General features: G+C 70.6%; 24 protein-coding genes and 1 pseudogene. 13 read left to right on the top strand and 12 right to left on the bottom strand.

What is annotated here, in order from left to right; genetic code table 11:
• Positions 1-133: 133 nt before the first annotated feature.
• On the top strand, positions 134-1225 hold the full coding sequence (locus tag AC067M_RS16425; RefSeq protein ID WP_478697671.1) for an adenosine deaminase: 1092 nt from the start codon (positions 134-136) through the stop codon (positions 1223-1225).
• A 20-nt stretch (positions 1226-1245) separates the two neighbouring features.
• Positions 1246-1929, top strand: a complete 684-nt coding sequence (locus AC067M_RS16420; RefSeq protein ID WP_478697670.1) for a glycerophosphodiester phosphodiesterase — start codon at positions 1246-1248, stop codon at positions 1927-1929.
• 99 nt (positions 1930-2028) lie between these two features.
• Here the strand turns inward: AC067M_RS16420 and AC067M_RS16415 are convergent, their stop codons facing one another.
• On the bottom strand, positions 2029-2631 hold the full coding sequence (locus tag AC067M_RS16415; RefSeq protein ID WP_478697669.1) for an NADPH-dependent F420 reductase: 603 nt from the start codon (positions 2629-2631) through the stop codon (positions 2029-2031).
• Between the two features lie 78 nt (positions 2632-2709).
• Between AC067M_RS16415 and AC067M_RS16410 the strand changes: the two genes are divergently transcribed.
• Positions 2710-3069, top strand: a complete 360-nt coding sequence (locus AC067M_RS16410) for a winged helix-turn-helix transcriptional regulator (protein ID WP_478697668.1) — start codon at positions 2710-2712, stop codon at positions 3067-3069.
• Here AC067M_RS16410 and AC067M_RS16405 read toward each other — a convergent pair.
• Positions 3051-4748 (bottom strand): sigma-70 family RNA polymerase sigma factor, encoded by a 1698-nt coding sequence (locus tag AC067M_RS16405; RefSeq protein WP_478697667.1) that lies wholly within the window; start codon positions 4746-4748, stop codon positions 3051-3053. The genes AC067M_RS16410 and AC067M_RS16405 overlap by 19 nt on opposite strands.
• A gap of 296 nt (positions 4749-5044) precedes the next feature.
• On the opposite strand from AC067M_RS16405, the gene AC067M_RS16400 reads away from it, so the two are divergent.
• Positions 5045-6199, top strand: a complete 1155-nt coding sequence (locus AC067M_RS16400) for a serine hydrolase domain-containing protein (protein WP_478697666.1) — start codon at positions 5045-5047, stop codon at positions 6197-6199.
• A 311-nt stretch (positions 6200-6510) separates the two neighbouring features.
• On the opposite strand, the gene AC067M_RS16395 is transcribed toward AC067M_RS16400, so the two are convergent.
• Complete coding sequence (locus AC067M_RS16395) at positions 6511-7689, bottom strand: polyamine ABC transporter substrate-binding protein (RefSeq protein WP_478697665.1); 1179 nt, start codon at positions 7687-7689, stop codon at positions 6511-6513.
• 88 nt (positions 7690-7777) lie between these two features.
• The gene (locus tag AC067M_RS16390; protein ID WP_478697664.1) at positions 7778-9217 is read right to left on the bottom strand and encodes a gamma-aminobutyraldehyde dehydrogenase; all 1440 of its coding nucleotides are present in this window, start codon (positions 9215-9217) and stop codon (positions 7778-7780) included.
• A 164-nt stretch (positions 9218-9381) separates the two neighbouring features.
• Here AC067M_RS16390 and AC067M_RS16385 point away from each other — a divergent pair, with 164 nt between their 5' ends.
• From AC067M_RS16385 to AC067M_RS16355, 7 genes are all read left to right on the top strand, one after another.
• Positions 9382-9900 (top strand): Lrp/AsnC family transcriptional regulator, encoded by a 519-nt coding sequence (locus tag AC067M_RS16385; RefSeq protein WP_478697663.1) that lies wholly within the window; start codon positions 9382-9384, stop codon positions 9898-9900.
• A gap of 2 nt (positions 9901-9902) precedes the next feature.
• Positions 9903-11267, top strand: coding sequence for an aspartate aminotransferase family protein (locus AC067M_RS16380; RefSeq protein ID WP_478697662.1), 1365 nt, complete (start codon positions 9903-9905; stop codon positions 11265-11267).
• A 225-nt stretch (positions 11268-11492) separates the two neighbouring features.
• On the top strand, positions 11493-12233 hold the full coding sequence (locus AC067M_RS16375; protein WP_478697661.1) for an ABC transporter ATP-binding protein: 741 nt from the start codon (positions 11493-11495) through the stop codon (positions 12231-12233).
• Positions 12215-13750 carry a hypothetical protein gene (locus tag AC067M_RS16370; RefSeq protein WP_478697660.1) on the top strand — a complete coding sequence of 512 codons (1536 nt, stop codon included), beginning with the start codon at positions 12215-12217 and terminating at the stop codon, positions 13748-13750. Before AC067M_RS16375 ends, AC067M_RS16370 begins: the two co-directional genes overlap by 19 nt.
• A 104-nt stretch (positions 13751-13854) precedes the next feature.
• On the top strand, positions 13855-14271 hold the full coding sequence (locus AC067M_RS16365) for a VOC family protein (RefSeq protein ID WP_478697659.1): 417 nt from the start codon (positions 13855-13857) through the stop codon (positions 14269-14271).
• Positions 14272-14295: 24 nt separating this feature from the next.
• Positions 14296-15417, top strand: a complete 1122-nt coding sequence (locus AC067M_RS16360) for an LOG family protein (RefSeq protein ID WP_478697658.1) — start codon at positions 14296-14298, stop codon at positions 15415-15417.
• 160 nt (positions 15418-15577) lie between these two features.
• Positions 15578-16312 carry an LAETG motif-containing sortase-dependent surface protein gene (locus tag AC067M_RS16355; protein ID WP_478697657.1) on the top strand — a complete coding sequence of 245 codons (735 nt, stop codon included), beginning with the start codon at positions 15578-15580 and terminating at the stop codon, positions 16310-16312.
• 90 nt (positions 16313-16402) lie between these two features.
• Here the strand turns inward: AC067M_RS16355 and AC067M_RS16350 are convergent, their stop codons facing one another.
• From AC067M_RS16350 to rlmN, 5 genes are all read right to left on the bottom strand, one after another.
• On the bottom strand, positions 16403-17200 hold the full coding sequence (locus tag AC067M_RS16350; protein WP_478697656.1) for a maleylpyruvate isomerase family mycothiol-dependent enzyme: 798 nt from the start codon (positions 17198-17200) through the stop codon (positions 16403-16405).
• A gap of 25 nt (positions 17201-17225) precedes the next feature.
• Positions 17226-18245 carry an ABC transporter ATP-binding protein gene (locus AC067M_RS16345; protein WP_478697655.1) on the bottom strand — a complete coding sequence of 340 codons (1020 nt, stop codon included), beginning with the start codon at positions 18243-18245 and terminating at the stop codon, positions 17226-17228.
• Entirely contained in the window at positions 18245-19882 is a 1638-nt protein-coding gene (locus AC067M_RS16340; protein ID WP_478697770.1) for an ABC transporter permease, read from the bottom strand. Before AC067M_RS16340 ends, AC067M_RS16345 begins: the two co-directional genes overlap by 1 nt.
• 38 nt (positions 19883-19920) lie before the next feature.
• A complete protein-coding gene (locus AC067M_RS16335; protein WP_478697654.1) occupies positions 19921-20997 on the bottom strand; it encodes a thiamine ABC transporter substrate-binding protein in 1077 nt (358 codons plus the stop codon).
• A gap of 212 nt (positions 20998-21209) precedes the next feature.
• Positions 21210-22316 carry a dual-specificity RNA methyltransferase RlmN gene (gene rlmN, locus AC067M_RS16330; protein ID WP_478697653.1) on the bottom strand — a complete coding sequence of 369 codons (1107 nt, stop codon included), beginning with the start codon at positions 22314-22316 and terminating at the stop codon, positions 21210-21212.
• Between the two features lie 452 nt (positions 22317-22768).
• On the opposite strand from rlmN, the gene AC067M_RS16325 reads away from it, so the two are divergent.
• Together AC067M_RS16325 and AC067M_RS16320 are read left to right on the top strand one after the other, a co-directional pair.
• Positions 22769-22969 (top strand): hypothetical protein, encoded by a 201-nt coding sequence (locus AC067M_RS16325; RefSeq protein WP_478697652.1) that lies wholly within the window; start codon positions 22769-22771, stop codon positions 22967-22969.
• Between the two features lie 491 nt (positions 22970-23460).
• A pseudogene (locus tag AC067M_RS16320) lies at positions 23461-23718 on the top strand (tyrosine-type recombinase/integrase); the annotation flags it as partial.
• Between the two features lie 200 nt (positions 23719-23918).
• On the opposite strand, the gene AC067M_RS16315 reads toward AC067M_RS16320, so the two are convergent.
• From AC067M_RS16315 to frr, 3 genes are all read right to left on the bottom strand, one after another.
• Positions 23919-24368, bottom strand: coding sequence for an SRPBCC family protein (locus AC067M_RS16315; RefSeq protein WP_478697651.1), 450 nt, complete (start codon positions 24366-24368; stop codon positions 23919-23921).
• A gap of 142 nt (positions 24369-24510) precedes the next feature.
• Entirely contained in the window at positions 24511-25680 is a 1170-nt protein-coding gene (locus AC067M_RS16310; RefSeq protein ID WP_478697650.1) for a phosphatidate cytidylyltransferase, read from the bottom strand.
• Entirely contained in the window at positions 25680-26237 is a 558-nt protein-coding gene (frr, locus tag AC067M_RS16305) for a ribosome recycling factor (protein WP_030168208.1), read from the bottom strand. Before frr ends, AC067M_RS16310 begins: the two co-directional genes overlap by 1 nt.
• Positions 26238-26275: the final 38 nt, after the last annotated feature.

Here is a 26275-nt window from a genome sequence, read left to right as displayed (position 1 = left end):
GCCCCCTCGCCCCCTCGCCCCCTCGCCCCCTCGCCCCCTCGCCCCCTCGCCCCCTCGCCCCCTCGCCCCCTCGCCCCCGGCCTACGATGACCCTGCAACCGATCAGCCGATCACCCGCGCCGCACCGCCACACGTGCCCGGCGCCCTGCCCGGGGAGGCACCCTTGACCGAGCACCTCGTCGACCCTCAGACCCCGCGTGACCTGAACGCCTTCATCGCCGGACTGCCGAAGGCCGAACTGCACGTCCACCACGTGGGATCCGCCTCCCCCCGCATCGTCGCCGAGCTCGCCGCCCGCCACCCCGACTCCAAGGTCCCCACCGACCCCGAGGCCCTGGTCGACTACTTCACCTTCACGGACTTCGCCCACTTCATCGACGTGTACCTGTCCGTCGTCGACCTGATCCGCACCCCCGAGGACGTGCGGCTGCTGACCTACGAGGTGGCCCGGGACCTGGCCCGCCAGCAGGTGCGGTACGCGGAGCTGACCATCACCCCGTTCTCCTCCACCCGGCGCGGTATCGACGAGGCGGCCTTCATGGACGCGATCGAGGACGCGCGCAAGGCGGCCGAGGCCGAGTTCGGGACCGTGCTGCGCTGGTGCTTCGACATCCCCGGCGAGGCCGGTCTGGAGGCCGCCGAGGAGACGACCCGGCTCGCCACCGACGACCGCCTGCGCCCCGAGGGGCTGGTCTCCTTCGGGCTGGGCGGGCCCGAGATCGGCGTACCGCGCCCGCAGTTCAAGCCGTACTTCGACCGGGCCATCGCGGCGGGGCTGCGTTCGGTGCCGCACGCGGGTGAGACGACCGGCCCGGAGACGGTGTGGGACGCCCTCACCCACCTGCGGGCCGAGCGCATCGGGCACGGCACGAGCTCCGCTCAGGACGAGAAGCTCCTCGCGCACCTCGCCGAGCACCGGATCGCGCTGGAGGTGTGCCCGACCTCCAACATCGCCACGCGCGCGGTCCGCATCCTCGACGAGCACCCGATCAAGGAGTTCACGCGCGCCGGGATCCTGGTCACCATCAACTCCGACGACCCGCCGATGTTCGGCACCGACCTCAACAACGAGTACGCGGTCGCCGCCCGCCTCCTCGACCTCGACGAGCGGGGCCTGGCGGACCTCGCCGGCAACGCGGTGGAGGCGTCGTTCCTCGACGCGGCCGGCAAGTCCCGTATCAAGGACGAGATCAAGACCTACACCTCCGGATGGCTCGCCTCCTGACCACCACCACAATGGGGCCCATGCAGAACGTGACTGCCGTGGCCCACCGCGGCGACCCCTACCGCGTCCGTGAGAACACCGTCGACTCGCTGCGTTCCGCGCTCGAACGGGGCGCGGACGCGGTCGAGATCGACGTACGGCTCACCCGGGACGGCGTGCCGGTGCTGCTGCACGACGAGACGCTGAAGCGGCTGTGGGAGCGGGACCGTCCGCTGTTGTCGCTGTCGGCGGCCGAGGTGCACGAGCTGACGGAGGGCGGGGTGCCGACGCTGGCGGAGGCGCTGGCGGCGACCGACGGCAGCCGGGTGATGCTCGACCTGCCGGGCACGCCGGATGTGCGGGCGGCCCGCCGGGTCGTGGACGTCATCCGCGAGAGCGGCGCGCAGGACCGCGTGTACTACTGCGCCGGCGCCCCCGCCATGCTCGCCGTCCGCGCCGCCGACCCGTCCGCCGAGATCGCCCTCACCTGGACGACCCTGGCCCCACCGCGACCCGCGCTGCTCGCCGCGATACGGCCCCGCTGGCTCAACTACCGCTTCACGCTGGTCGACCGCACCCTCACCGAACGCGTCCACCACGACGGTCACCTTCTCTCCGTCTGGACGCCGGACACCCGCCGCTCCCTGCGCCGCCTGCTGGACATGGGCGTCGACTCGATCACGACCAACCGCGTCGACGTACTCCTTGCACTGCGGGACCTCTAGGACCTGTCGTGTGGATCACGCCGCAGACACGGGGCCCGGCCCGCGCGATCAGCCGCGTGAACAACGCTGCGGGTCAATACACCTAGCGCGTGTCGCGCCCTAGGCGCGCGGCACCGCGAAGGAGAGCGGCGGTGCGATCGCCTGGGCGTCCGCCGTCTCGCCCACCCACAGTCCGATGAGCAATGCGGCCGTCGCCTCCACCAGGCCCGCCCGGTCCAGGCCGCCCGCGTCCAGGGGCTCGCAGCCGAGGTCGCGGACGAGGTGGCGTACGACCGACAGCGCTCCCTGGTCGTCGCCGCAGAGCGGTACCGCCAGGGGCCGGCCGTCGAAGACGGGAGGGGTGAGCCGCCAGACGTCCTCGTGGCAGAGGTTGAAGGCCTTCACCACGTGTGCGCTGGGCGCGGCGGCGGCGATGCGTTCGGCCGCGGCGGGCCCGCCGGAGGTGAGCAGGCGGAAGCCCGGGCCCACGGGGTTGGTGCAGTCGATCAGCACCCGCCCGCACAGCACGTCCGCGAGGTCGGCGACCACGTCGACCACGGCCTCGTACGGCACCGCCAGCAGCACCGCGTCCGTCCCGAACTCCGCCGCCTCCCGCAGCCCGCCCGAGCGGCGGCCGCCTGCGAGGACCTCGTGTCCCGCCCGCCGCCACTGCGTCCCCAGCGCGTCCGCCATCCCACCGGTGCCGAGAATCCCTATGCGCATCCGTGCCTCCCCAGTCCGTGCCGCACGTTCCGCACGACACGCACGACACTAGGAAGCCGCTCGGGCACCATTCGGTAAGTGACCATCGACCACACGTTCCTCGCCGACTGCCGGACCCGGCTCGCCTTCGACCTCGTCTCCAACACCTGGAACCCCGTGGTGGTCTGGGCCCTCAAGGACGGCCCCAGGCGCCCCGGCGAGCTGCAGGCACACATCGGCGGGATCAGCCCGAAGGTGCTGACGCAGACCCTGCGCCGACTGGAGTTCAACGGGCTCCTCGCACGGCGGGCGTACGGCGGGTCGCCGCCGCGTGTGGAGTACGAACTCACCGAGCTGGGGCGGACGTTGATCGCGCCGATCGAAGCCTTCGGCGTGTGGGCGCACGACCACGGGGACGAGGTGATGGCCGCCCAGGACCGCTACACGCGCGAGCGCTGAGGCACCGTCGCCGGGTCGGCCGGGGTCGCACGGGTGACGTACTGCGGCACGGGGGTGCCGTCGTCGCCGGTGTCGCGGACGAGGCCGTAGCGCCTGGCGCCCTCGGGGGGACCGGTCAGCACGTCCTTTTCCGCGTTGTCCCAGGTCGTGGGGAAGACGCTCAGGCCGTAGTCGGCGCCCCGCTCGTTCACGGTGAGGGTGACGCTGCCGTCGACGTAGAAGTACTCGTTCTGCCACATCTGCTGGGTGCCGGAGGGCGGGACGGCGTAGCCGACGGTCGAGTTGCCCATGCCGGTGGCGGAGGGGTCGGTGCTGCTGACGGGGTCGTCCATGCGACGGCCGCCGCCCGAGGCCACGTGGAAGAGCTTGCCCTTCAGGCCGGTCCAGGTCGGCATGACCAGGCCGCCGGCCCGGTACTGCGGCGAGATCTGCCAGCGGACGAGGACGTAGCCCTTGCCGCTGAGCGTCACGTTGTCGCCGCGGTGGTTCATGGTGGCGTGCGCGCCGCCGGTGCTGGTGACGCCGGTCTCCGGCCGGTGTGGCAGGGCCGCGGGCTTCGCGTTCGGGTCGGGTGCCCGGTCGACCGCGTCGACGACACTGCCGTAGACGTCGGCCTTCTTCGACGGTGCCGTGGAGGGCGGCTGCGACTGCGACTGCGACTGCGAGGGGGACGGTGACGCCGAGGGCTTGGGCGGGGGGGTGGGCGACGACGGCGGTCCTGGGGTGGTCGCCGCCGTGGGCGAGGCGGCGGCCCGGGGCGGCGGATCGTCCGGGGTCTGTACGACGACGTAGGCGCCGCCCGTCACGATGGTGGCGCCCGCGGTCATCGCCACGGCCGGCTTGGTCAGCGCGCTCAGCACCTTGGCGGACCAGCCGGCCGAGGTGCCGGCGGCGGTGGCGGCCGCTGCCGTCTTGCCGCCGAGGGCGAACGAGAGGGTGAAGCCGACCGGGACCGGGACGAGCGCGATCCCGACGAGCAGGCGCTCCGCCGGTACGACCGACTCCCGCGTGTCCCCGCAGTGGCCGCAGCGCCGGATGTGCCGGGCCAACCGTTTGCGCCACACCGATTCGGGCCGCCCGTTCCAGCGGGCGGTCAGCTCGCGGAGGTCGGGGCAGGCGCCGTCGAAGGCCCGCACGATGCCGCGGGAGGTCTCCAGGCGCTCCTTCATGCGCTGGACGCGTACGGCGGCGTGCTGCCGGCTGATCCCGACGGCCGCGGCGAGCTCGCGCCGGGTGAGTTCGCCCGCGACCTCCAGCCACCACAGCGACAACAGCTGCCGGTCCTCGTCGTCCAGCCAGCGCACCGCCTCCGCGACCTCGCGCCGCTGCCCCTCCAGCTGGAGCCGCAGCACGGTGAGTTCGGCGAAGTCGGCGGCGTCCTGTGCCCCGGACCCCTCCAGACGGTCGGGCGTCCTGCGGCGGGCCCGGTCCCGGATCTGCCGCATGGCGATCGCGACCAGCCACGAGCGGAAGCTGTCCGGGTCGCGCAGCGAACCGAGGTTGTCGACGGCCCGCAGCATCGTCTCCTGGACGACGTCGTCGACGTCCGCGTGACCGTTCAGGGCGCGTCCGACGATGTTGTAGACGAGCGGGAGCCAGCCCTCGACCAGCTCGTCCAGCGCCTGCCGGTCGCCGGCCTGCGCGGCGGCGATGGTCGAGCGCCAGGCGTGCGTGTCCACGGGGCCCTTTCGGTGGCTGGTGCGGTGGCTGATGTCCCTACTTTTCTGCACGCACCCTCTCAGGCCGACCTGGGATGTTGGCTATGTCCGGCATCACAGTGAGGAGACGGGGTGAAGGCCGCGCCGATAACACTTTTTCGCCTCCGTAGGGGGCCTCCCTGACAACCCCCTTGACTCACATGGCATTTGATCGGGGCTCACCCAGGGGCGCGCACCCTACTCGGCGACGATCCGCGCGGCGACGTACGGCCGGAGGGTGATCACGATTCCTCCACCGACCTCCTCAGGAGCAGTTGATGCACGCACGCAGCCGCACCACCGTCCTCGCCGCCTCCCTCGTCCTCGCCCTCTCGGCGGGCCCGCTCGCCGCCCCCGCGTTCGCCGCGTCGGCGTCGCCCCGGACCGCCGTGCAGGGCACGGACGCACTGGACCGCGAGGCCCTGCGCGCCGCGCTGAAGGGGCTGCCGGACAAGGACGCGACCGCGGCCCTCGTCCGGGTCGGCGGCACCGGCGGCCGCTGGCACGGCAGCGCGGGGGTGCACGACCTGGAGAGCGGCCGCCCGGCCGACCCCGACGCACGCTTCCGGGCCGGCTCGACGACGAAGGTGGTGACGGCGGCCGTCGTCCTGCAGCTCGCCGCGGAGCGCCGGGTCGACCTGAACGCGCCGGTCCAGCGGTATCTCCCCGGTCTGCTCGGCGAGGGCTTCCAGCCGATCACCGTGCGGCAGCTGCTGAACCACACCAGCGGCATCCAGCCCGGGGACGGCCTCGGGAACTCCTTCGAGGAGCTGTACGAGCACCGCTTCGAGTACCGGACCCCGCCGGCGGTCGTGGCCTCCGCGGCGGCGAAGGGCCCGGAGTTCGCCCCGGGGGCCCAGCAGCACTACCTCAACATCAACTACACGGTCCTGGGCCTGCTGATCGAGAAGGTGACCGGCCACTCGTACGCCTCGGAGGCCGCGCGGCGCGTCTTTGGTCCCGCCGGAATGCACCACACCTTCTTTCCCGGCACCGACGCCCGCATCAAGGGCCCGCACCACCACGGGTACCAGGCGGTGCAGCGCCCCGACGGCACGACCGAGTTCGTCGACGTGACCGACTGGATCCCCGCCGACGAGGCGGCGGGCGGCATGATCTCCACGACCGCCGATCTGGAGCGGCTGCTGACGCGCCTGTTCCGCGGCGACCTCGTTCCCGAGCCCCAGCTGCGCGAGATGTTCACGCTCCCGCCGGACATCAAAGGAGCGACGATGACCGCCGGACTGATGCGCTACGAGTACAAGGGCACCGTCTACTGGCTCAAGACCGGCGCCCGCTACGGCTACAGCACCATGCTCGGCGCCACCCGCGACCTGAGCCGAACCCTCGTCTACTCCGTCAACTCCACGGACGCGAAGGGTGAGGGCATGAACCCGGTGGCAACGCGGATCGCGCAGGCGGCGCTCAAGTAGCGAGCGCCGGGCCGGTGTTCGGGTGAGCACTCCACGAAGGCCGGCCAGTCCGTGCCGTGCCGGTCGGAAAGGGCTGTCAGGCGGGGCCGGTGCCGTGGGCGAGCCCGCTCGGCCTCCTTCTCCGGCAGCCCGGGCCCTGGTCGGCGACCGCGATGACGCACACCGGCGTGCCCTCGGTCAGGGGCGGGGAGGCGCGTGGGGCCCGCCGGCCCGGGTCGGGGCACCTTCGGACGTGACGGTGGTGGAACTGGCGTCGGGCCAGGCGGGGGACGGGGCCCGCTGGAGAGCGTCGCGCTCTCCGACCAGCGGAGTCACAACCCCACGATCGCGTTCCACCGCTTCGCGAACTCCAGCCGCTCCGCGCCCGTGATGTCCCGTGCGATCGCGAGGCGTTCACGCATCGTCGTGTCCGGGAAGATCAGCGGGTTGTCGGCGAGGGCGGCCGTGTCCTCGTCGTCGGAGGCGGCCAGGACCTCGCGGGCCGCCGGGACGGGGCACACGTAGTTCACCCAGGCCGCGAGTCCGGCCGCGACCTCGGGCTCGTAGTAGTAGTCGACGAGCCGTTCGGCGTTCGCCTTGTGGCGGGCCAGATTCGGGATCATCAGCGAGTCCGACCACAGCTCCGCACCCTCCTCGGGCACGACGAAGCGGATGTCGGGGTTGTCCGCCTGGAGTTGGATCACGTCACCCGAGTAGGCCTGGCACGCCAGCACATCACCGCTGACCAGGTCCTTGGTGTAGTCGTTGCCGGTGAAGCGGCGGATCTGCCCCGTGCTCACCTGCGCGGCCACCTGGTCGCACACGGCGTGGAAGTCGTCGGCCGTCCACCGGGTGACGTCGACTCCGTTGCCCTGCATCAGCAACGCGAACGCCTCGTCGAGACCGGACAGGAGAGTGACCCGGCCCTTCAGATCGCTCGCCCACAGGTCGGAGACATGGCGTATCTCCCGGCCCAGCTTCCGCCGGTTGTACGCGATCCCGGTGATCCCGGACTGCCACGGCACCGTGAACCGCCGCCCGGCGTCGAAGGCGGGCGACCGCAACAGCGGGTCGAGGTGCTCGGTGACGTTCGGCTGCCGCGCCCGGTCCATCTCCTGCACCCAGCCCAGCCGCACGAACCGCGCGCACATCCAGTCGCTGATGACGATCAGGTCGTGGCCCGTCGACTGATGGTTCATCAACGCGGGGCTGACCTTGCCGAAGAACTCGTCGTTGTCGTTGATCTCCTCGACATAGTCGACGGAAATCCCGCTCCGCTCCTCGAACCCCTCCAGCGTGGGCCGCACGTTCGGGTTGTCGTCGTCGGTGTCGACATAGAGGGGCCAGTTCGCCCAGTTCAGCCGCTTCTCATCCCCTGAGTGATCAACGGCGGCCCGCTCCCGGGGCGGCACATAGGCGGCGGGCACCCCACAGCCGCCGAGACCACCGAGAACGGCGGCGCCACCGAGCACACGCAGGAGGGACCGGCGGGGCAGGGAGGTCTTCAGCAAGGGGCGCACCCGGAAAGCATGCCGCACACCCGCGCCCCGAAGGGGCGCGGGGAATCGCGCGACAAGCCCCCACGGACCCGCAGCCGGACTACACGTCCAAAGACGTCATCACATGCTTGATCCGCGTGTAGTCATCGAACCCGTACGCCGAAAGATCCTTGCCGTACCCGGACTTCTTGAACCCACCATGCGGCATCTCCGCAACCAGCGGAATATGCGTGTTGATCCACACGCACCCGAAGTCCAGCTTCTTGGACATCCGCATGGCACGCCCGTGGTCCCTGGTCCACACCGACGACGCGAGGGCGTACTCGACGCCGTTGGCCCAGGCCACCGCCTGCTCCTCGTCGGAGAAGGACTGGACGGTGATGACCGGTCCGAAGACCTCCTTCTGGATGATCTCGTCGTCCTGCTTGAGGCCGGAGACGACGGTCGGGGCGTAGAAGTAGCCGCGCTCGCCGACCTGGTGGCCGCCCGCCTCGACCTTGGCGTGGGCGGGGAGGCGCTCGATGAAACCGGAGACCTGCTTGAGCTGGTTGGGGTTGTTCAGCGGGCCGAAGAGCACGTCCTCGTCGTCCGGCTGCCCGGTCTTCGTCTCGGACGCGGCCTTCGCCAGCGCCGCGACGAACTCGTCGTGGATGGCCTCCTGGACGAGGACGCGGGTCGCCGCCGTACAGTCCTGGCCGGCGTTGAAGAAGCCCGCCACGGAGATGTCCTCGACGGCCTTGGCGATGTCGGTGTCGTCGAAGACGACGACCGGCGCCTTGCCGCCCAGCTCCAGGTGGACCCGCTTGAGGTCCCGCGACGCCGACTCGGCGACGGACATGCCCGCGCGCACGGAACCGGTGATGGACGCCATCGCCGGAGTGGGGTGCTCGACCATGAGGCGGCCGGTGTCGCGGTCGCCGGTGATGACGTTGAAAACGCCCTTGGGCAGGATCGAGCCCACGATGTCGGCGATCAGCACGGTGGACGCGGGGGTGGTGTCCGACGGCTTCAGCACGACGGTGTTGCCCGCGGCGATCGCCGGGGCGAACTTCCACACGGCCATCATCATCGGGTAGTTCCACGGCGCGACCTGCGCGCAGACGCCGACCGGCTCACGGCGGACGATCGAGGTCAACCCTTCCATGTACTCGCCGGCCGAACGGCCCTCGAGCATCCGGGCCGCACCCGCGAAGAAGCGGACCTGGTCGACCATCGGCGGGATCTCCTCGGAGCGGGTCAGGCCGATCGGCTTGCCCGTGTTCTCCACCTCCGCCGCGATGAGTTCCTCGGCGCGCTCCTCGAAGGCGTCCGCGATCTTCAGCAGCGCCTTCTGCCGCTCCGCCGGGGTCGTGTCGCGCCAGCCGGGGAAGGCCGCGGCGGCGGCCGCCATCGCGGCGTCGACGTCCGCCTGCCCGGACAGCGGCGCGGTCGCGTACGCCTCGCCCGTCGCCGGGTTGACCACGTCGGTGGTCCGTCCGTCGACGGCGTCCCGGAACTCACCGTCGATGTAATTGCGAAGACGACGCAGCTCGGTGCTCACTGCCGGCCCTCCAAGGTCGGGTGTCCAGTTACTGAGACACCAGCCTAGTCCGTGCCTCGACGTTTTCAACACCCCTGATCGCGCCACCGCTACGGAATTCGCAGAGATGCACGCTCGTAACAACGAATTTCATCGGTCGCACCTTGCGGAACCGACGAGACCTCGTGCACAGTGAGGCCGTGGCCAGTCGAAGCGCAGACCAGAGAGACTCCGGGCGCGAGTCAAAAAACGGCAGCCCCCACCTGGACGCCGTCTCCCTCGCCATCATCGAGCAGCTCCAGGAGGACGGCCGCCGGCCGTACGCCGCGATCGGCAAGGCCGTCGGCCTCTCCGAGGCCGCCGTGCGCCAGCGCGTGCAGAAGCTGCTCGACCAGGGCGTGATGCAGATCGTCGCCGTCACGGACCCGCTCACCGTGGGCTTCCGCAGGCAGGCGATGGTGGGCATCAACGTCGAGGGCGACGTGGAGTCCATCGCGGACGCGCTGAGCGACATGGCGGAGGTCGAGTACGTGGTGATGACCGCGGGCTCCTTCGACATCCTCGCCGAGATCGTCTGCGAGGACGACGACCACCTGCTGGACGTGATCAACAAACGCATCCGGGCCCTGCCCGGCGTGCGCTCCACCGAGAGCTTCGTCTACCTCAAGCTCAAGAAGCAGACCTACATGTGGGGAACCCGATAACCGTGAGCACAAAGGACCTCAGCAAGTCCGCGTACGACCACCTGTGGATGCACTTCACCCGCATGTCCTCGTACGAGAACGCACCCGTCCCCACCATCGTCCGGGGCGAAGGCACCCACATCTACGACGACAAGGGCAAGCGCTACCTCGACGGTCTCGCGGGTCTGTTCGTGGTCCAGGCCGGGCACGGCCGCACGGAGCTCGCGGAGACCGCCTTCAAGCAGGCGCAGGAGCTGGCGTTCTTCCCGGTGTGGTCCTATGCCCATCCCAAGGCCGTGGAGCTCGCGGAGCGGCTCGCGGACTACGCCCCGGGCGACCTGAACAAGGTCTTCTTCACCACCGGCGGCGGCGAGGCGGTCGAGACCGCCTGGAAGCTCGCCAAGCAGTACTTCAAGCTCGTCGGCAAGCCCACCAAGTACAAGGTCATATCCCGCGCCGTCGCCTACCACGGCACCCCGCAGGGCGCCCTGTCCATCACCGGCCTGCCGGGCCTGAAGGCCCCGTTCGAGCCGCTGGTCCCGGGCGCGCACAAGGTCCCGAACACCAACATCTACCGCGCGCCGATCTTCGGCGACGACCCGGAGGCCTTCGGGCGCTGGGCCGCCGACCAGATCGAACAGCAGATCCTCTTCGAGGGCCCGGACACCGTCGCCGCGGTCTTCCTGGAGCCCGTCCAGAACGCGGGCGGCTGCTTCCCGCCCCCGCCCGGCTACTTCCGGCGCGTCCGCGAGATCTGCGACCAGTACGACGTCCTGCTGGTCTCGGACGAGGTCATCTGCGCCTTCGGCCGCCTGGGCACGATGTTCGCCTGCGACAAGTTCGGTTACGTCCCGGACATGATCACCTGCGCCAAGGGCATGACCTCGGGCTACTCCCCCATAGGCGCCTGCATCGTCTCCGACCGGCTGGCCGAGCCCTTCTACAGGGGCGACAACACCTTCCTGCACGGCTACACCTTCGGCGGCCACCCGGTCTCCGCGGCGGTGGGCCTGGCCAACCTGGACCTGTTCGAGCGCGAGGGCCTGAACCAGCACGTCCTCGACAACGAGGGCGCGTTCCTCTCCACCCTCCAGAAGCTGCACGACCTGCCGATCGTCGGCGACGTCCGCGGCAACGGCTTCTTCTACGGCATCGAGCTCGTCAAGGACAAGGCGACGAAGGAGTCCTTCAACGCGGAGGAGACCGAGCGGGTCCTCTACGGCTTCCTGTCCAAGGCCCTCTTCGACAACGGCCTGTACTGCCGTGCCGACGACCGCGGCGACCCGGTCGTCCAGCTCGCGCCCCCGCTGATCTCCCACCAGGAAACGTTCGACGAGATCGAGCAGATCCTGCGCGCGACGCTGACGGAGGCGTGGACGAAGCTGTGAGCGACGAGGCTGATCAACGAAGCTGATCAACTGAATCTGTGATCAACACCGGCCCCGGTGTCGACCGTCCGAGTGAGAAACGGCGACCCGGGGCCGTGTGCTGTCCGAATGCCTGTCATGGGCTGCCTAGCGTGCCAGTGACCGATCGGCCCTGCCTTCGTTCCCCCGCACGGGGGATTTCGCGCATCGCGCACGGCATTTCTGATCTGAACGAGGTGTTTGCCCATGGTGGCCCCGCCGGACAACGACGTGCTCTGGGCACGGTCGCTGCACTTCACCCACGACGACGGCTCCCCCGCGCTCAGCGGCGTCTCGCTCGGCGTCCGCGACGGTGAGATCCTCGCCGTCAGCGGCCCGCGGGGCAGCGGCAAGACGACGCTGCTGCGGTGCCTGTCGGGCCTGGTGCCGGCCCGGCGCGGCGAGGTCTGGTTCAACAGCGTCCCCGTGCACACCATGGGCCCCCTCACCCGTGAGCGGCTGCGCCGCGACCGCTTCGGCTGGGTCGACACGACGCCGGTGCTGGTGCCGGAGCTGAACGTCTGGGAGAACGCCGCGCTCCCCCTCATGCTGCGCGGCACCAGCCGCCGGCGCGCCAAGGTCGCCGCCGTGGAGTGGCTGGAGCGCCTCGACGTCGGCGACAAGGCCCGCAAGCGGCCGCACGAGCTGACGCAGGCCGAGCGCCAACGGGCCTGCATCGCCCGGGCGCTGGCCCCGGCGCCGTCGGTGCTGTTCGCCGACGAGCCGACGGCGCCGCTGCACCGTGCGGACCGCGCGCACGTCCTGCGCACCCTGACGACGGCGGCCCGCTCGCACGGCATCACGGTGGTGCTCGCGACCCACGACCCGGAGACCGCGGCCCTCGCCGACCGTACGGTGTCCCTGCTCGACGGGCGGTGCGTCAGGACGGTGCACCTGCCGCCGGTCAAGGAGACGGAAGGCCGGGCCTCGTGCTCGCTCTCCGCCTGACCCGCCGCTCCCATCCCGCCGTCCAGCTCCGCCGCCTGCTGGTGGCCGCGGCTTCGGCGGGCACGGGCTTCCTTCTGCTGTGCACCCTCGGCTACGCGATGAGCCACCCCGACGACCCGGGCGGCTCGGTGCTCCGCCTGGCCTGGTGCCTCGTCCCGCTCGCCGCCACGGTCTACTTCGCCCTCGCCGTGGCCCGCACCGACCCCGGCACCCGCCCACGCCCCGGCCTCGCGGCGATCGGCCTCGGCCCGGCCCGCCTGATGGCCGTCGCGGCGACGACGACAGCCCTCTCCTGCACCCTGGGCTCGATGCTGGCGCTCCTGGTCTTCCTCCACCTGCGAGGCGACCTCACGGGCATGCCCTTCGACGGCGCCGCCGCGGAGTTCCTGGCCGCGGACATCCCCCTCCCCCTCCCGGCGGCCCTGACCCTCCTCTCCCTCCTCCCCACCACGGCTTCTTTCGCTGTCGCCCTCTCCCTACGCCCCCGACACCCCGACACCCCCACCCGCCGCCCCACCTCCGGCCGCTTCGGCACCCGGAGCCGCACCTCAAGCCGCGAAACCTTCGGCACATACGCCAGATTCGGCACTCACCTGCCCCTGGGCCCCCGAGTCAGGCCCAGACCAGACACCGCCCCCGAGCCCTCCGAGCTCTCCCGTCGTCCCGCGGACAGCCGCGCCGCAACCGACGCCGCCCACGCACCTTCCCGCCACCGCGCGGACAGCCGCGCCGCCGACGCGGCTCCCACCCCCTCCCGTCATCCCGCGGGCCATCGTGCCGCTGGGGCGGCTCCCGTCCCACAGGACGGCCCCCCGCCGGCGCCGGGCGGCGCGACCCACCCCCCGGCCACCGCGCACGACGGCCCCCCGCAAGCACCGGACCCGGACCCTCACGGCCCCCCACCGCCCCGTCCCGCCCCCACCTGCCTCCCGTGGGGCATCGCCACCCTCGCCGCCGGCCTCGCCGTGGAGGCGTACGGAAACCACACCAGGGCGACCACCCACCTCACGCTCCCCGGCGGCCTGCCCTCCGGCCCCCTCAGCATCCTCATCGGCTGGACCCTGACCGCCGTGGGCCTCGCCCTGGCCGGCCCCGGCCTCACCCACCTGTGCGGCCGCCTCCTGCAGACCGCCCGCCCCGGCGCCCTCCGCCTCCTCGCCGGCCGTGTCCTCATGGCGGAAGCCACCCGTATCGGCCGCCCCCTGGGCGTGGTCTGCGCGGTCGCGTCCGGCACGTACACGATGGCCGCCCTCTCCACCCCGGACGACCCCGCGTTCGGCCCTCTGACCACCCTCGGCACGCTGCTCGTGACGGGCTGCACGGTCGCGACGCTGCTCACCGCCGCCATCGAGGCCCGCCAGGCCCGCGCCGACACCACCGCCGCCCTGCTCCGCCTCGGCGCCCCCACCACGATGCTCCGCAGCGCCGCGGCCCTGCGCGCCGGCACCCTCCTGGCCCTCTTCGCCCCACTCACCCTGCTCGTGGCCGAACTGTCGGCCCTCCCCCTCGCCGGCTGACGCCCCAAAAAATCACCCCGAAAAAATCCCCGCCCGCCGATGAGTTCCGCCCCACCCCCCGGTCTACCCCAGCGAACAGCACACGCCCGACGGGAGAGACTCCGATGACCACGACGTACCAGCAGATGATCTTCGTCAACCTGCCCGTGAACGACCTCGACGCCTCGAAGAAGTTCTTCACGGAGCTGGGCTACACGCTCAACCCGCAGTTCAGCGACGAGAACGCGGCCTCCGTCGTGATCAGTGACACCATCGTGGCGATGCTGCTCACCAAGCCTTTCTACGCCACCTTCACCGGCAAGGAGATCGCGGACGCCACCAAGACCAGCGAGGTCCTGCTGTGTCTGAGCGCTGAGACCCGCGAGAAGGTGGACGAGCTGGTCGAGAAGGCCGTCGCCGCCGGCGGCACCGCGTCGGACAAGGTCCAGGACATGGACTTCATGTACGGCCGCGCCTTCGACGACCTCGACGGCCACACCTGGGAGGTCGTATGGATGAACCCGGCGGCCATCGAGGGCTGAGCCCCGCTGTGCCAGCATGGGCGGGTGCAGACGATGCCCGCCCATGCGGCCCACCACGACGACCGTGAGATCGAGACGCTGGAGGAGTTCGACGCGACCGTCTCGGCGCGCGGCAGCCTCACCGGATTCCGTGTCCAGGCCGTGGATCTGACGGACCGTACGCGCGAACTGCTCACCACCGACACCGCGGGCGCCGTCTTCCTCGGCTGCGCGATGCGCGAGGACGCGGCGGCGAAGGTCCGCGCGGACGGCGCCCTGGTCTTCCCGCCGATCCCGGACCTGCCCTTCGATCCGTACCGGGGCCGGGTCTACTCCCCCGACGAGCTGTTCGCGTCCCTGTCGGACGGCTACGAGTCCACGCCCGACGCGCTCGCGTACGTCTGGTTCCAGCGGACGAAGGCGGACCGGGACATATTCACCTCCATGCTGCGCGCGGTCCACGACGACTCCGTGTCGGACGCCCTGGACGAACTCCTCGTCGGCGCACGGGTGGTGGGCGTCATGGGCGGCCACGCCATGGCGCGCGGCACGGAGGCGTACGCCGGTGCCGCGCGTCTCGGCCGCGAACTGGCCCGCTCCGGCTTCACGGTGGCCACCGGCGGCGGCCCGGGCGCGATGGAGGCGGCGAACCTCGGCGCGTACGCGGCCCCGTTCGACGACGGGATGCTCGACGACGCGCTGCGGCTTCTCGCCAAGTCCCCGTCCTTCACGCCGTCGATCTCCGACTGGGCGCGCACCGCGTTCGAGGTGCGCGGGCGTTGGCCGGGTGGCGGTGCCTCGGTCGGCATCCCCACCTGGTTCTACGGCCACGAGCCGCCGAACCCGTTCGCCACGCACATCGCCAAGTACTTCGCCAACGCGACCCGCGAGGACGGCCTGTTGGCCCGCTCCAACGCGGGTGTCGTCTTCCTGCCCGGTGCGGCCGGCACCGTACAGGAGATCTTCGACAACGCGACGCCCAACTACTACGAGTCGCGGGGCGAGCCCACGCCCATGGTGCTCGTGGACCGGGCGCACTGGACGCAACGGCTGCCCACCTGGCCTTTGTTGCAGGCGCTGGCACGGGAGCGGTCGATGCAGTCCCGCATCGCGTTGGTCGACCGGATCGAGGAGGCTCCGGCCGCGCTGAAACGCCTCGGAGGTTAATGAGATGGCAAAACCGGGGGCTTGAAAGGGGCGCTCGGATTGACACTCCTTATGGAACGCTTATAGACCTGGGAGACTCGTGGGGGCGGTGTTGTTCCATCCAGTCGGGGCGTCATCACCCCCTCAGCCCCCCGCAGTTGCGCATCTGTAAAGGACAAACGTGTCCATATCCCGCCGTACCGTCGCACGCTCCGTGCGCATCCTCGGTGTCGCCACCGCCTCGTCCGCTCTCGCGCTCAGTGCCGCCGGCAGCGCGCTCGCGAGCACCATCGACGAGTTCTCCGCCGAAGCCAAGTGCGACGGCGCGAAGGGCGTCATCACGGTCACCGACGTGGACCCCAAGGGCACCCCGGCCATCGTGTCGGTCTTCCTGGAGAACAACGGCGCCGACGTGAAGAAGGTCGGCCAGCGGCAGGTCAAGGGGTCGAGTGATGGCGTCACCGTCACCTTCGAGGAGGACTGGGAGCCCAACGCCGTCTACCGCATCCACGTCAAGGCCGGCAAGGACCTCGACGTGGACATCGCCCCCAACCTGACCACGCCGTCCACCGCTTGCAAGGCCGAGGAAAGCGCGAGCCCGACTCCCACCCCGCCCTCCACCCCGACCCCCACGCCGACGCAGTCGGCCACCAGCGCGTCGCCGTCGGACGCCGCGTCGGCCCCGGCCGCCGAGCCGACGGTTCCCCCGTCCCCGGCGGCCCCGGAGGGCGACAGCTCCGCCCCCGCGGGCACCGTGAGCAGCGCCCCCTCGCCGGCGGCCGGTGAGTCGAACCTCGCCGAGACCGGCGCGAGCTCCCGTACCGGTGTGATCGCCGGCGTCGCGGCCGCCCTGGTCGTGATCGGCGGCGGCGCGATCTTCTTCGGCATGCGCCGCCGCGGGGCCAGCACGCGCTGACCCCGTACGCCCGTAGCGGCGCCGGCACCCGTCGGCCCGCACGCGTCTGTGGCCCGGCCCCGCACGGGGCCGGGCCACAGGCACGTCCGCTCAGCCGAAGGTGACCCTTTCCAGCCAGTACTCCAGCAGCTCCCGTTCCCCGACGACTTCCAGCCCGGGGGTGTCCAGGGGCTGTCGGCGGTAGAAGGCGAGCAGTACGTCGGTCAGCGGCCCGCGCAGCGCGACCGTCGCCTTCTCGTGACCGCGCCGCCAGCAGACCCCGTCCTCGGCGAGTTCGACGACCCACTCGGCGTTCAGCCCGGGAGGCGTGTCCGTCGCGTGGAGGTGGATGCTGCGCCCGTCCCTCGGCAGGTCCCGCGCCGCCTCGTAGGCCCCGGTCCGCTGCACGAACTCCACGAGCTGGAGCCACTCGTCGAGCGCGTCGGCGGCCACCTCCGGCGCGACCTCGTACGGCTGCTTCGCGGCCAGCGCGGCGTCCGCGCCGTGCACGACGAGCTCATGCGTCATACGGCGGGCCCAGAAGTGGGTGGTGAGGATCCCTGCCCACCCCCACACCTGGGTGTCGGGCCCGGCCTCCCGCAGCGCGCCGACGAGCATCTCGCAGGTCTCCGCCAGCCAGGCGTCCAGCGCGGCGGGATCGCCCTCGGCCTCCGGCCCCCGGTACAGCGGGACCTTCTCCATCGGGACCTCCTCCTGCGCCCGGGTGCGCACGATGAACTCCACCCAGCGCAGGGCGGCACCCGTGTGCCGTACCAACTCCTCCAGCGACCAGTCGGGGCAGGTCGGCACGGTGGCGGACAGGTCGGCGCCGGAGGTCACCACGGCCCTCAACCGGCCCACCTGGTGGGCGATTTCGTCGCAGTGGTTGTCATGCGTGAGGAGGGTCATGCGTAACACCCTAGAGGTGCCCCGCTCAGTCGAGCACGACGATTTCGGCCGCGTCGAACTCCACACCCACCTCGTCCCCGACCTCGGGCGCAGCCCGCAGCGCGCACGCCGCCTCCAGGCGGGGCGCCTCCTCCGGCTGGAGACGCACGGAGACATGGGTGCCCTTGAAGGTGCGGGCGGTCACCGTGCAGCGCAGGCCCTCGTCCGCGGGCACCAGTCTTACCCCGGCCGGCCGTACGAGCAGCGTGCATGTCCCCTGCGGGGCGCCGTCGGGGACGGGCAGCTTGCCCCACGGCGTGACGGCGGCCTCCCCGGCGACCGTCCCCGGAACCACGTTGTCGAAGCCGAGGAAGCGGGCCACGAACGCGTCGGCCGGCCGCTGCCACACCTCAAGAGGCGTACCGGACTGGGCGATCCGCCCGTCCCGCATCACCACGACCCGGTCCGCGAGCGCGAAGGCCTCGCCCTGATCGTGGGTGACGGCCAGCACGGTGGTGCCCAACCGCCCGAACAGTTCCCTCAGTTCGACGACGAGCCGCTCCCGCAGCGACCGGTCGAGCTGCCCGAGGGGTTCGTCCAGCATCAGCAGCCGCGGGCGGGGCGCGAGGGCCCGGGCCAACGCGACGCGCTGCTGCTCACCGCCGGAGAGCGAGGCCACGGCCCGGCCGGCGGCCCCGGGAAGTCCGACAAGGTCGAGCAACTCCCCTACACGCAAGTCCCGTTCGCCCCGGGAGGCACCCTGCATCCGCAGCCCGAACGCCACATTGCCGCCCACGTCCCGCTGCGGGAACAGCTGATGGTCCTGGAACATCAGCCCCACCCCGCGCCGGTGCGCGGGCACCCCCGCCTGGTCACGCCCGTCGAGCAACACCCGCCCGGCGTCCAGTGATTGCAGCCCGGCCACCGCCCGCAGCAGCGTCGACTTGCCGCTGCCGCTCGGCCCGAGCACACAGACGACCTCGTGCTCGGCGACCCCGAGATCGACGGCGTCGAGCACGGCCCGCCCCCCGAACCGCACGGTCGCGCCCTCAAGGCTCAGCAGCATCAGAACTCCCCGGTCCGGTCGATGGGGGTGCCCCCGGTCGAGTCTGTTCGAGACTGGGGGAGCAGCCTCTCCAGGATCAGCAGCGCCACCGCGCACACCAGCATCAGAATCGTCGACAGGGCCATCGCCTGACCGTAGTTGAGGTCACCGGCCCGCCCGAGCAGCTTCGCCACGGCGACCGGAAGCGTCGGGTTGTCGGGCCGCGCGATGAACACCGTCGCCCCGAACTCCCCCAACGACACCGCGAAGGCGAACCCGGCCGCGACGAGCAGCGCCCGCCGCACCATCGGCAGGTCGACCTCCCGCCACACCTTCCACGGCGACGCCCCGAGCACGGCGGCCGCCTCCCGCAGCCGTACGTCGACCGCCCGCAGCACCGGCAGCATGGTCCGTACGACGAACGGCACGCCCACCAGCGCCTGGGCGAGCGGTACGAGGATCCAGGAGGCACGCAGGTCCAGCGGAGGCTCGTCGAGGGCGATCAGGAACCCGAAGCCGACGGTCACCGCGGAGACACCGAGCGGCAGCATCAGCAGCGCGTCGAAGCCGCGTACGAACCGGCCCGCGTCCCGCCGGGTCAGAGCGGCGGCGGCGAGTGCGCCGATGACGACCGCGATGGCGGTGGCGGCGACGGCGTACTGAAGCGAGTTCCCGATCGCGTCGATCGGCGGGACGAGGAACACGCCCCCGTCCGACGACGTCAGCGCCCGGTAGTAGCCGAAGTCCGGTGCGCCCAGCGACCGCTGCACCAGCACGGCGAGCGGCAGCACCAGCAGCACGACGACGGTGGCCAGGACGCCGGCCAGCAGCGCCCACTGCCCGGCCCCGCGCGGCCGTCGCGCCGTCACCGACGCGTCCACCAGCCGCAGCGCGGTCTCCCGCCGCCGTACGGTCCAGGCGTGCACGGCGAGGATCGCGCCCACCGCCACGAACTGCACGAGGGTGAGAACGGCGGCGGTGGCCAGGTCGAAGATCTCGGAGGTCTGCCGGTAGATCTCCACCTCCAGCGTGGAGAAGGTGGGCCCACCGAGGATCTGCACCACACCGAAGGAGGTGAACGTGAACAGGAAGACCATCAGTGCGGCGGCGGCCACGGCGGGCGCGAGGGCCGGCAGAGTGACGTTTCTCCAGGCCTTCAGGGGCGACGCCCCCAGCATCCGCGCCGCGTCCTCCTGCCATGGGTCGAGCTGCGCCCACAAGCCGCCGACCGTCCGTACGACGACCGCGTAGTTGAAGAAGACATGCGCGAGCAGGATCGCCCAGACGGTGGTGTCGAGTCGTACGCCCCACAGCTCGTCGAGCAGACCGCCGCGCCCGACCAGGGCCAGGAACGCCGTACCGACGACGACCGTCGGCAGCACGAAGGGGACGGTGACGACGGCCCGCAGTACCTGCTTGCCGGGGAAGTCGAAGCGGGCGAAGACGTACGCACCCGGCAGGGCGATCATCAGGGTGAGCGCGGTGGAGGCGAGGGCCTGCCAGGTGGTGAACCACAGGACGTGGCGGATGTCGGACTGCCCGAGCACGTCCACGAGCCGCCCGAACTGCCAGCCGCCGTCGGTGTCGAGCCCACGGGCGACGATCGCGGCGACCGGGTAGGCGAAGAACAGGCCGAAGAACGCGACGGGCAGGGCCATCAGCCCGAGCCGCGCCGCGCCCCCGCGGGCCTTGCCCCTTACTTGAGTACGAGCGAGGTCCACGACTTGACCCACTGGTCACGGTGGTCGGCGATCTTCGCCGGGTCCATGGTCTGCGGATCCTTGGCGGCGGGCCCGTACTCGCTGAACTCGGCGGGCACCTTCGCCCCGGCGAGAACCGGGTAGACGAACATGTTCAGCGGCATGTCCTCCTGGAACTCCTTCGAGAGCAGGAAGTCGATGAGCGCCTTGCCGCCCTTGGTGTTCTTCGCGTTGTTCAGCAGCCCCGCGAACTCGACCTGCCGGAAGCACGTGCCGGTCGCCACGCCGGTGGGCGCGGTCGTCGGCTTGGGGTCTGCGTAGATCATCTCGGCGGGCGGCGAGGAGGCGTAGGAGACGACGAGCGGCCGGTCGGCCTTGGCCTTTTTGCCGCCGGCGGACCCGGAGAACTCCTCGTTGTAGGCCTGCTCCCAGCCGTCGACGACCTTCACGCCGTTGGCCTTGAGCTTCTTCCAGTAGCCCTGCCAGCCGTCGTCGCCGTACTTGGCGGCAGTGGCGAGCAGGAAGCCCAGGCCGGGCGAGGAGGTGGAGGCGTTCTCGGTGACGAGGAGGTTCTTGTACGCCGGCTTGGCCAGGTCGTCGAAGGAGGCCGGCGGGGCCAGCTTGTGGTCGGCGAAGTACTTCTTGTCGTAGTTGACGCAGATGTCACCGTAGTCGACCGGGGTGACCCGGTGCTTGTCCTTGTCGAGCCGGTACTGCTCGTCGACCTGGTCGAGCCCCTTGGCCTCGTACGGCTGGAACAGCCCGTTGTCGAGCGCCCGGGACAGCAGGGTGTTGTCGACGCCGAACAACACGTCGCCCTGCGGGTTGTCCTTGGTCAGGATCGCCTTGTTGACGGCCTGGCCCGCGTCGCCGTCCTCGAGGACCTTGACCTTGTACCCGGACTGCTTCTCGAAGTCCGCGAGGACGCTCTTGGAGACGGCCCACGAGTTGTGGCTGACGAGGGTGACGGTCTTGGAGTCCGACGAGCCCCCGCTGTCGGACGACGACCCGCACGCGGACAGCGTGATCAGGCCGAGGCCGACGGCTACGGCCACGAACGTCTTGGTGTGCACTGGTTTTCCTCCTGGGGTTGGCCAGGAAGAGACGCGGCCCCGCCCGGAATGCCCGGGCAGGGCGCAACAGCTTGAGTGGTGACCGAACTTCCTACCCAGAATGACCTGGGCGAGGTTCAGAGGGTCTGCGGCCCACTTGCCGCACTCTCAGCGCTGTGGCGCTCCCCTGTCGGAATATGAAGATGTGGTGGGACCAATGGAACCCAGCCAGGTTACCGCTCGGTGGCCGCGAGCTGGCCACAGGCCCCGTCGATCTCCTGCCCACGGGTGTCCCGGATCGTCACCGGCACTCCGTGCGCCGCGATGGCCTCCACGAACGCCTTCTCGTCCTCGGGCCGTGAGGCGGTCCACTTCGAGCCCGGGGTCGGGTTCAGCGGGATGAGGTTGACGTGCACGGGCTTGCCCTTGAGCAGCCGCCCGAGCCGGTCACCGCGCCAGGCCTGGTCGTTGATGTCCCGGATCAGCGCGTACTCGATGGACAGCCGGCGCCCCGACTTCTCGACGTAGTCGAAGCCCGCGTCGAGGACCTCGCGCACCTTCCACCGCGTGTTCACGGGGACGAGGGTGTCACGCAGCTCGTCGTCGGGGGCGTGCAGCGAGATGGCGAGTCGGCACTTGAAGCCCTCGTCGGCGAACCGGTGGATCGCCGGGACGAGCCCGACGGTCGACACGGTGATGCCGCGCTGGGACAGCCCGAGCCCGTCCGGCGCGGGGTCGGTGAGGGCCCGAATGGACTGCACGACCCGCTTGTAGTTGGCGAGGGGCTCACCCATGCCCATGAAGACGATGTTGGAGAGCCGAGCGGGCCCACCGGGAACCTCGCCGTCCCTGAGCGCCCGCATCCCGTCCACGATCTGGTGGACGATCTCGGCGGTGGAGAGATTCCGGTCCAGACCCGCCTGCCCGGTCGCGCAGAACGGGCAGTTCATCCCGCACCCCGCCTGCGAGCTGATGCACATCGTCACCCGGTCCGGGTACCGCATGAGCACCGACTCGACGAGCGTCCCGTCGAACAGCCGCCACAGCGTCTTGCGCGTGGTCCCCTGGTCCGTCGCCAGATGCCGTACGACCGTCATCAGCTCGGGAAGCAGCGCCTCCTGCAGCTTGGGGCGCGCGGCGGCCGGGATGTCGGTCCACTGCTCCGGGTCGTGCGCGTACCGCGCGAAGTAGTGCTGAGCGAGCTGCTTGGCACGAAACGGCTTCTCCCCGACCTCGACCACAGCCTCCTTGCGCTCGGCGGGCGTGAGATCAGCGAGATGCCGCGGCGGCTTCTTGGCTCCGCGGGGGGCGACGAATGTGAGTTCTCCGGGTGCAGGCATAACCCTCCCAGTGTCGCAGATCAACTTCGGCGGCCCAGGCCAGAGCGGGGTGGGGGTGGTCACCCGTGGGTGCCGACTGTCAGCGTTGGCCGGCCTCGGACGGCCCAGGGACGGCCCAGGGACGGCCCGGCGGGTTCGGCGGTCGTGATCACCTTGAGCGCCCGCACCCCGAGGACGACCGGGGAGCGCGCACATGCCGGTCTACTGATCATCTGTCTCGCCGACCAGCGAGGCAGAAGAAGCCCACGGCTCTGACCAGTTCGGATGCCGTGGGCTTCTGTCGTTGTTGGTCGGCGTCGGGTTGCCTCGCACGGCCCAGCGCTGGTCCCGATTGAAACCAGCGGACCACGGGCTGACCTCTTGGCCGCGACAAGCCGTCGGTGATCGCGAGGCAGAGTGTTTGCGCCGGGAATGGGAAGGAGCCTGAGTGGGAGGGAGGACAGGAGACAACCGTGACCGTCCTCGCGATCTTTCTCCTTATCATCGGGACGCTCTTGGTCCTGATCGGGGCGCTTCTGGTCCTTATTGGCACGCTCCTGATCGCCATCGGGGTGGCCTTGATCCTTACGGGGGTGGCCCTGATCGTCGCGGGCACGTTCTTGCTGATCCGGAGACTTCTCGGCCGCGATCGAACACAATCTCACTCCTGGTGAGCCTGATTTCCTTGCGAAGCTCGCCTTTCACCCCCTTCCCGAATCATTTCCATGCGGTCTTTATTTTCTTGAGTTTACCTCGTGATTTCACCTTTGGAATGGGCGTTTCGCGATCGCCGTTCGCTATTACTTTAAATACTTGAAGGGGTGCTGGCGGGAATTTGGGTGGCGCCTCGGCGCAGCCACAACTGATCATCGGCGGCCGTGACCTGCGGCCACCTGAACGCCCTTTCACGGCCCGAGGACGGCCCCGGAGGGCGCTCATATGTTTGAGGGAGACACTCGTGCGGCAGGAGGGCTGCGACGCGCCGAGAGTCCGCAGGCCACCTGGCCCGAACTCGATGTCGCCTCCTTGCGACCAATTTGCTTGTGTCCGTCTTTCGCCATTAGAGCGCTGTAGGGACTCAATGCGGTGACTCGGTCGCCATTGTTGACGGCAACGGCCTCTATGACTAGCGGGTCGTACTGGAATTGCTTTTCGAGCTCCGAGGTCAGCGGCCGGCCTCATCCCGACGCCCGAACCCGGCAAGCCGTACGCCTCCGCCCGGCAACACGGGATGCACGCCCTTCGCCACTTCCATGCCTCGGTCCTCCTGGACGCGGGCGAGAGCATCAAGGCCGTGAGCGAGTACCTCGGGCATTCCGATCCGGCGATGACGCTGCGGATGTACGCCCACCTGATGCCCAGCAGCAGCGAGCGTGCCCGCCGGGCCCTGGACGGTGTCTTCGGCACGGCCCAGGAGCCCTGACGGTCCTGAGACGGCCCTCGGGACACAAGACAGCCCCCTACTGGCGACAACATCGCCGGTAGGGGGCTTCTTCGTGCCTGGATCACATCAGTTCTCCGGGCTTAGGCATGGCTGTCCCACGGTCGCAGATCCACTTGTGTGACCCGGGCCGTCCCGTGGCGGGATCCGCGGCAGTGGCATCGCGGCGCCGGTGACGTGAATTACGCGGTGGTGCGCTCCAGGCGTTGCTTGAGCAGTTGCTCGTCGCGCGGGAGTTCCTTGCGGACCTGCGGGCGGACGACGAGGGGGAGGAGGATCTTGCCGACGCCGCGCCCTTCGAGGTCGATCTCCATCGTCACGCGGGAGCGGCGGCCGTCGTCGAGCGGGGTGATCTCGCCGTGGACGCGCGGCCGGACGGGGCCCTCCACTGCGCGCAGACCCCAGGCGTGCGGCGGGTCGCACTCGGTGAACTCCATCAGGAACGGCATGTCGCGGCGACCGACGTGCCGGGTGATGCGCAGGCGGGAGCCGACGTGGATCGGGCCCTCACCCAACTGCTCCACGGCGACGGCGCTCTCCTGCCATTCCGGCAGGTGGGCGGGGTCGATGATGTACTCCCAGACGTCCTCGGGGCTGCGGTCGACGTCGACCACTTCTCGGAAGTCGGACATGATGCCCGCCTCCTTCCAGGCGATCACGCCCCCTTTGGGGGCTTATACCGGAATAGTCCCACTCGGTCGTCCCCCTACGAAAGAGCGAGCCCCCGTCCTGCCGAAGGACGGGGGCTCGCTCAAGCCGCATACATGCTGCGGGTCACCCGGACCCCACGAAGATCACGAACAGCAACCACACCACCGGCGCCGTAGGAAGCAGCGAGTCAAGCCGGTCCATGATGCCTCCGTGGCCCGGCAGCAAGGTGCCCATGTCCTTGATGCCGAGGTCCCGCTTGATCATCGACTCGCCGAGGTCGCCCAGCGTGGCGCTGGCCGCGACGGCCAGGCCCAGGACCAGGCCCTGCCACCAGGTGCCGTCGTCGATCAGGAACTGCGCGCACAGCGCCCCGGCGACCATGGCGAAGGTGACCGCGCCGAGCAGGCCCTCGCGGGTCTTGCCCGGGCTGATGCGCGGAGCGAGCTTGTGCTTGCCGAAGCGCCAGCCGACGGCGTACGCGCCGGTGTCGCTGACGACCGTGAGAACCAGGAACGTCAGGACGCGCCAGGGGCCGTCCTCGGCCGTCAGCATCATCGCGACGAACGTGGCCAGGAACGGGACGTAGAACGCCGCGAAGACGCCCGCCGTGACGTCCTTGAGGTAGCCCTCGGGCGGTTGCGTCATGCGCCATACGAGGACGGCCAGCGAGGTGAGCGCCATGGCGATCCACGCGCCCTCGGCGCCCCGCGCATACCCGGCGACGACCATGGCCGCGCCACCGACCGCGAGCGGCACCACGGGCGCCTTGATGCCCTTGCGTTCCTCGAGCCGCTTCGTCAGCTCCCACAGACCCACGACGACGGCGACCGCGATCACGCCGACGAACACGGCCTTGACGACGAACAGGGACGCCACGATGACCGCGCCGAGCCCGACCCCGACCCCTATGGCCGCGCTCAGGTCGCGGCCCGCACTCTTCTTCTGCGGTGCGGGCGCCGGCTGAGGGGCGTCGGGCATGGGCTCCGGATTCTGCGGCACCGCCCCGTAGGGCTGTGTCTGCGGCGTGTCGTACGACCCGCGGGGCTGGGCCTGCGGCGTCTCGTTGCGGAACAAGGGGCCGCTCAGCCGAGCGGCCCCCCGGTCGTCATCCTGGTTTCCGCCGTATGCGGGCACGTCGGGCACGATGGACATGGGGCGAGTGTGCTGCGCCTCAGGCGCATCGTACGCGGGACCCGCCGGGGCAGCCCCCTGGACAGGCCCCTGGTCGGACGGTCCCCAGTACCCGGTGTGTGACCCGGCTTGTGGCGGAGCGCCCCAGGAGGAGTCGTTCATCAGACCTCGAGCAGCTCCGACTCCTTGTGCTTCAGGAGCTCGTCCACCTGGGCGACGTACTTCGCCGTGGTGTCGTCGAGCTCCTTCTCCGCACGACGGCCCTCGTCCTCGCCGACCTCGCCGTCCTTGATCAGCTTGTCGATGGCGTCCTTGGCCTTGCGGCGGACCGAGCGGATGGACACCTTGGCGTCCTCGCCCTTGCCCTTGGCGACCTTGATGTACTCGCGGCGGCGTTCTTCGGTGAGCTCGGGGAACACCACACGGATGATGTTGCCGTCGTTGCTCGGGTTGACGCCGAGGTCGGAGTCGCGGATCGCCTGCTCGATGTTGCGCAGCGCGCTCTTGTCGAACGGGGTCACGACCGCCATGCGCGGCTCCGGCACGGAGAACGAAGCCAGCTGGTTGATCGGCGTCGGCGCGCCGTAGTAGTCGGCCACGATCTTGTTGAACATCGCCGGGTGCGCACGGCCGGTGCGGATCGCGGCGAAGTCCTCCTTGGCGACCACGACGGCCTTCTCCATCTTCTCCTCGGCCTCGAGGAGGGTCTCTTCGATCACCACTTGCTCCTGCGTGTCTTGAGTAGGCCCGGCTGCGG

The sequence above is a fragment of the Streptomyces sp. NPDC043427 genome (assembly GCF_056436655.1).
The sequence above is the reverse complement of the archived record's forward strand: the minus strand, read 5'-3'. Positions and strand labels throughout refer to the sequence as shown.

Bases quoted from the DNA above. Each gene is read 5' to 3' on its own strand.
- AC067M_RS16350 (WP_478697656.1), bottom strand. From the start codon at position 17,200: ATGACCCTCCTCACGCATGACAACCACTGCGACGAAATCGCCCACCAG.
- AC067M_RS16310 (WP_478697650.1), bottom strand. From the start codon at position 25,680: ATGAACGACTCCTCCTGGGGCGCTCCGCCACAAGCCGGGTCACACACC.
- AC067M_RS16420 (WP_478697670.1), top strand. From the start codon at position 1,246: ATGCAGAACGTGACTGCCGTGGCCCACCGCGGCGACCCCTACCGCGTC.
- AC067M_RS16400 (WP_478697666.1), top strand. From the start codon at position 5,045: ATGCACGCACGCAGCCGCACCACCGTCCTCGCCGCCTCCCTCGTCCTC.
- AC067M_RS16315 (WP_478697651.1), bottom strand. From the start codon at position 24,368: ATGTCCGACTTCCGAGAAGTGGTCGACGTCGACCGCAGCCCCGAGGAC.
- AC067M_RS16365 (WP_478697659.1), top strand. From the start codon at position 13,855: ATGACCACGACGTACCAGCAGATGATCTTCGTCAACCTGCCCGTGAAC.
- AC067M_RS16415 (WP_478697669.1), bottom strand. From the start codon at position 2,631: ATGCGCATAGGGATTCTCGGCACCGGTGGGATGGCGGACGCGCTGGGG.
- AC067M_RS16345 (WP_478697655.1), bottom strand. From the start codon at position 18,245: ATGCTGCTGAGCCTTGAGGGCGCGACCGTGCGGTTCGGGGGGCGGGCC.
- AC067M_RS16340 (WP_478697770.1), bottom strand. From the start codon at position 19,882: ATGGCCCTGCCCGTCGCGTTCTTCGGCCTGTTCTTCGCCTACCCGGTC.
- rlmN (WP_478697653.1), bottom strand. From the start codon at position 22,316: ATGCCTGCACCCGGAGAACTCACATTCGTCGCCCCCCGCGGAGCCAAG.
- AC067M_RS16375 (WP_478697661.1), top strand. From the start codon at position 11,493: ATGGTGGCCCCGCCGGACAACGACGTGCTCTGGGCACGGTCGCTGCAC.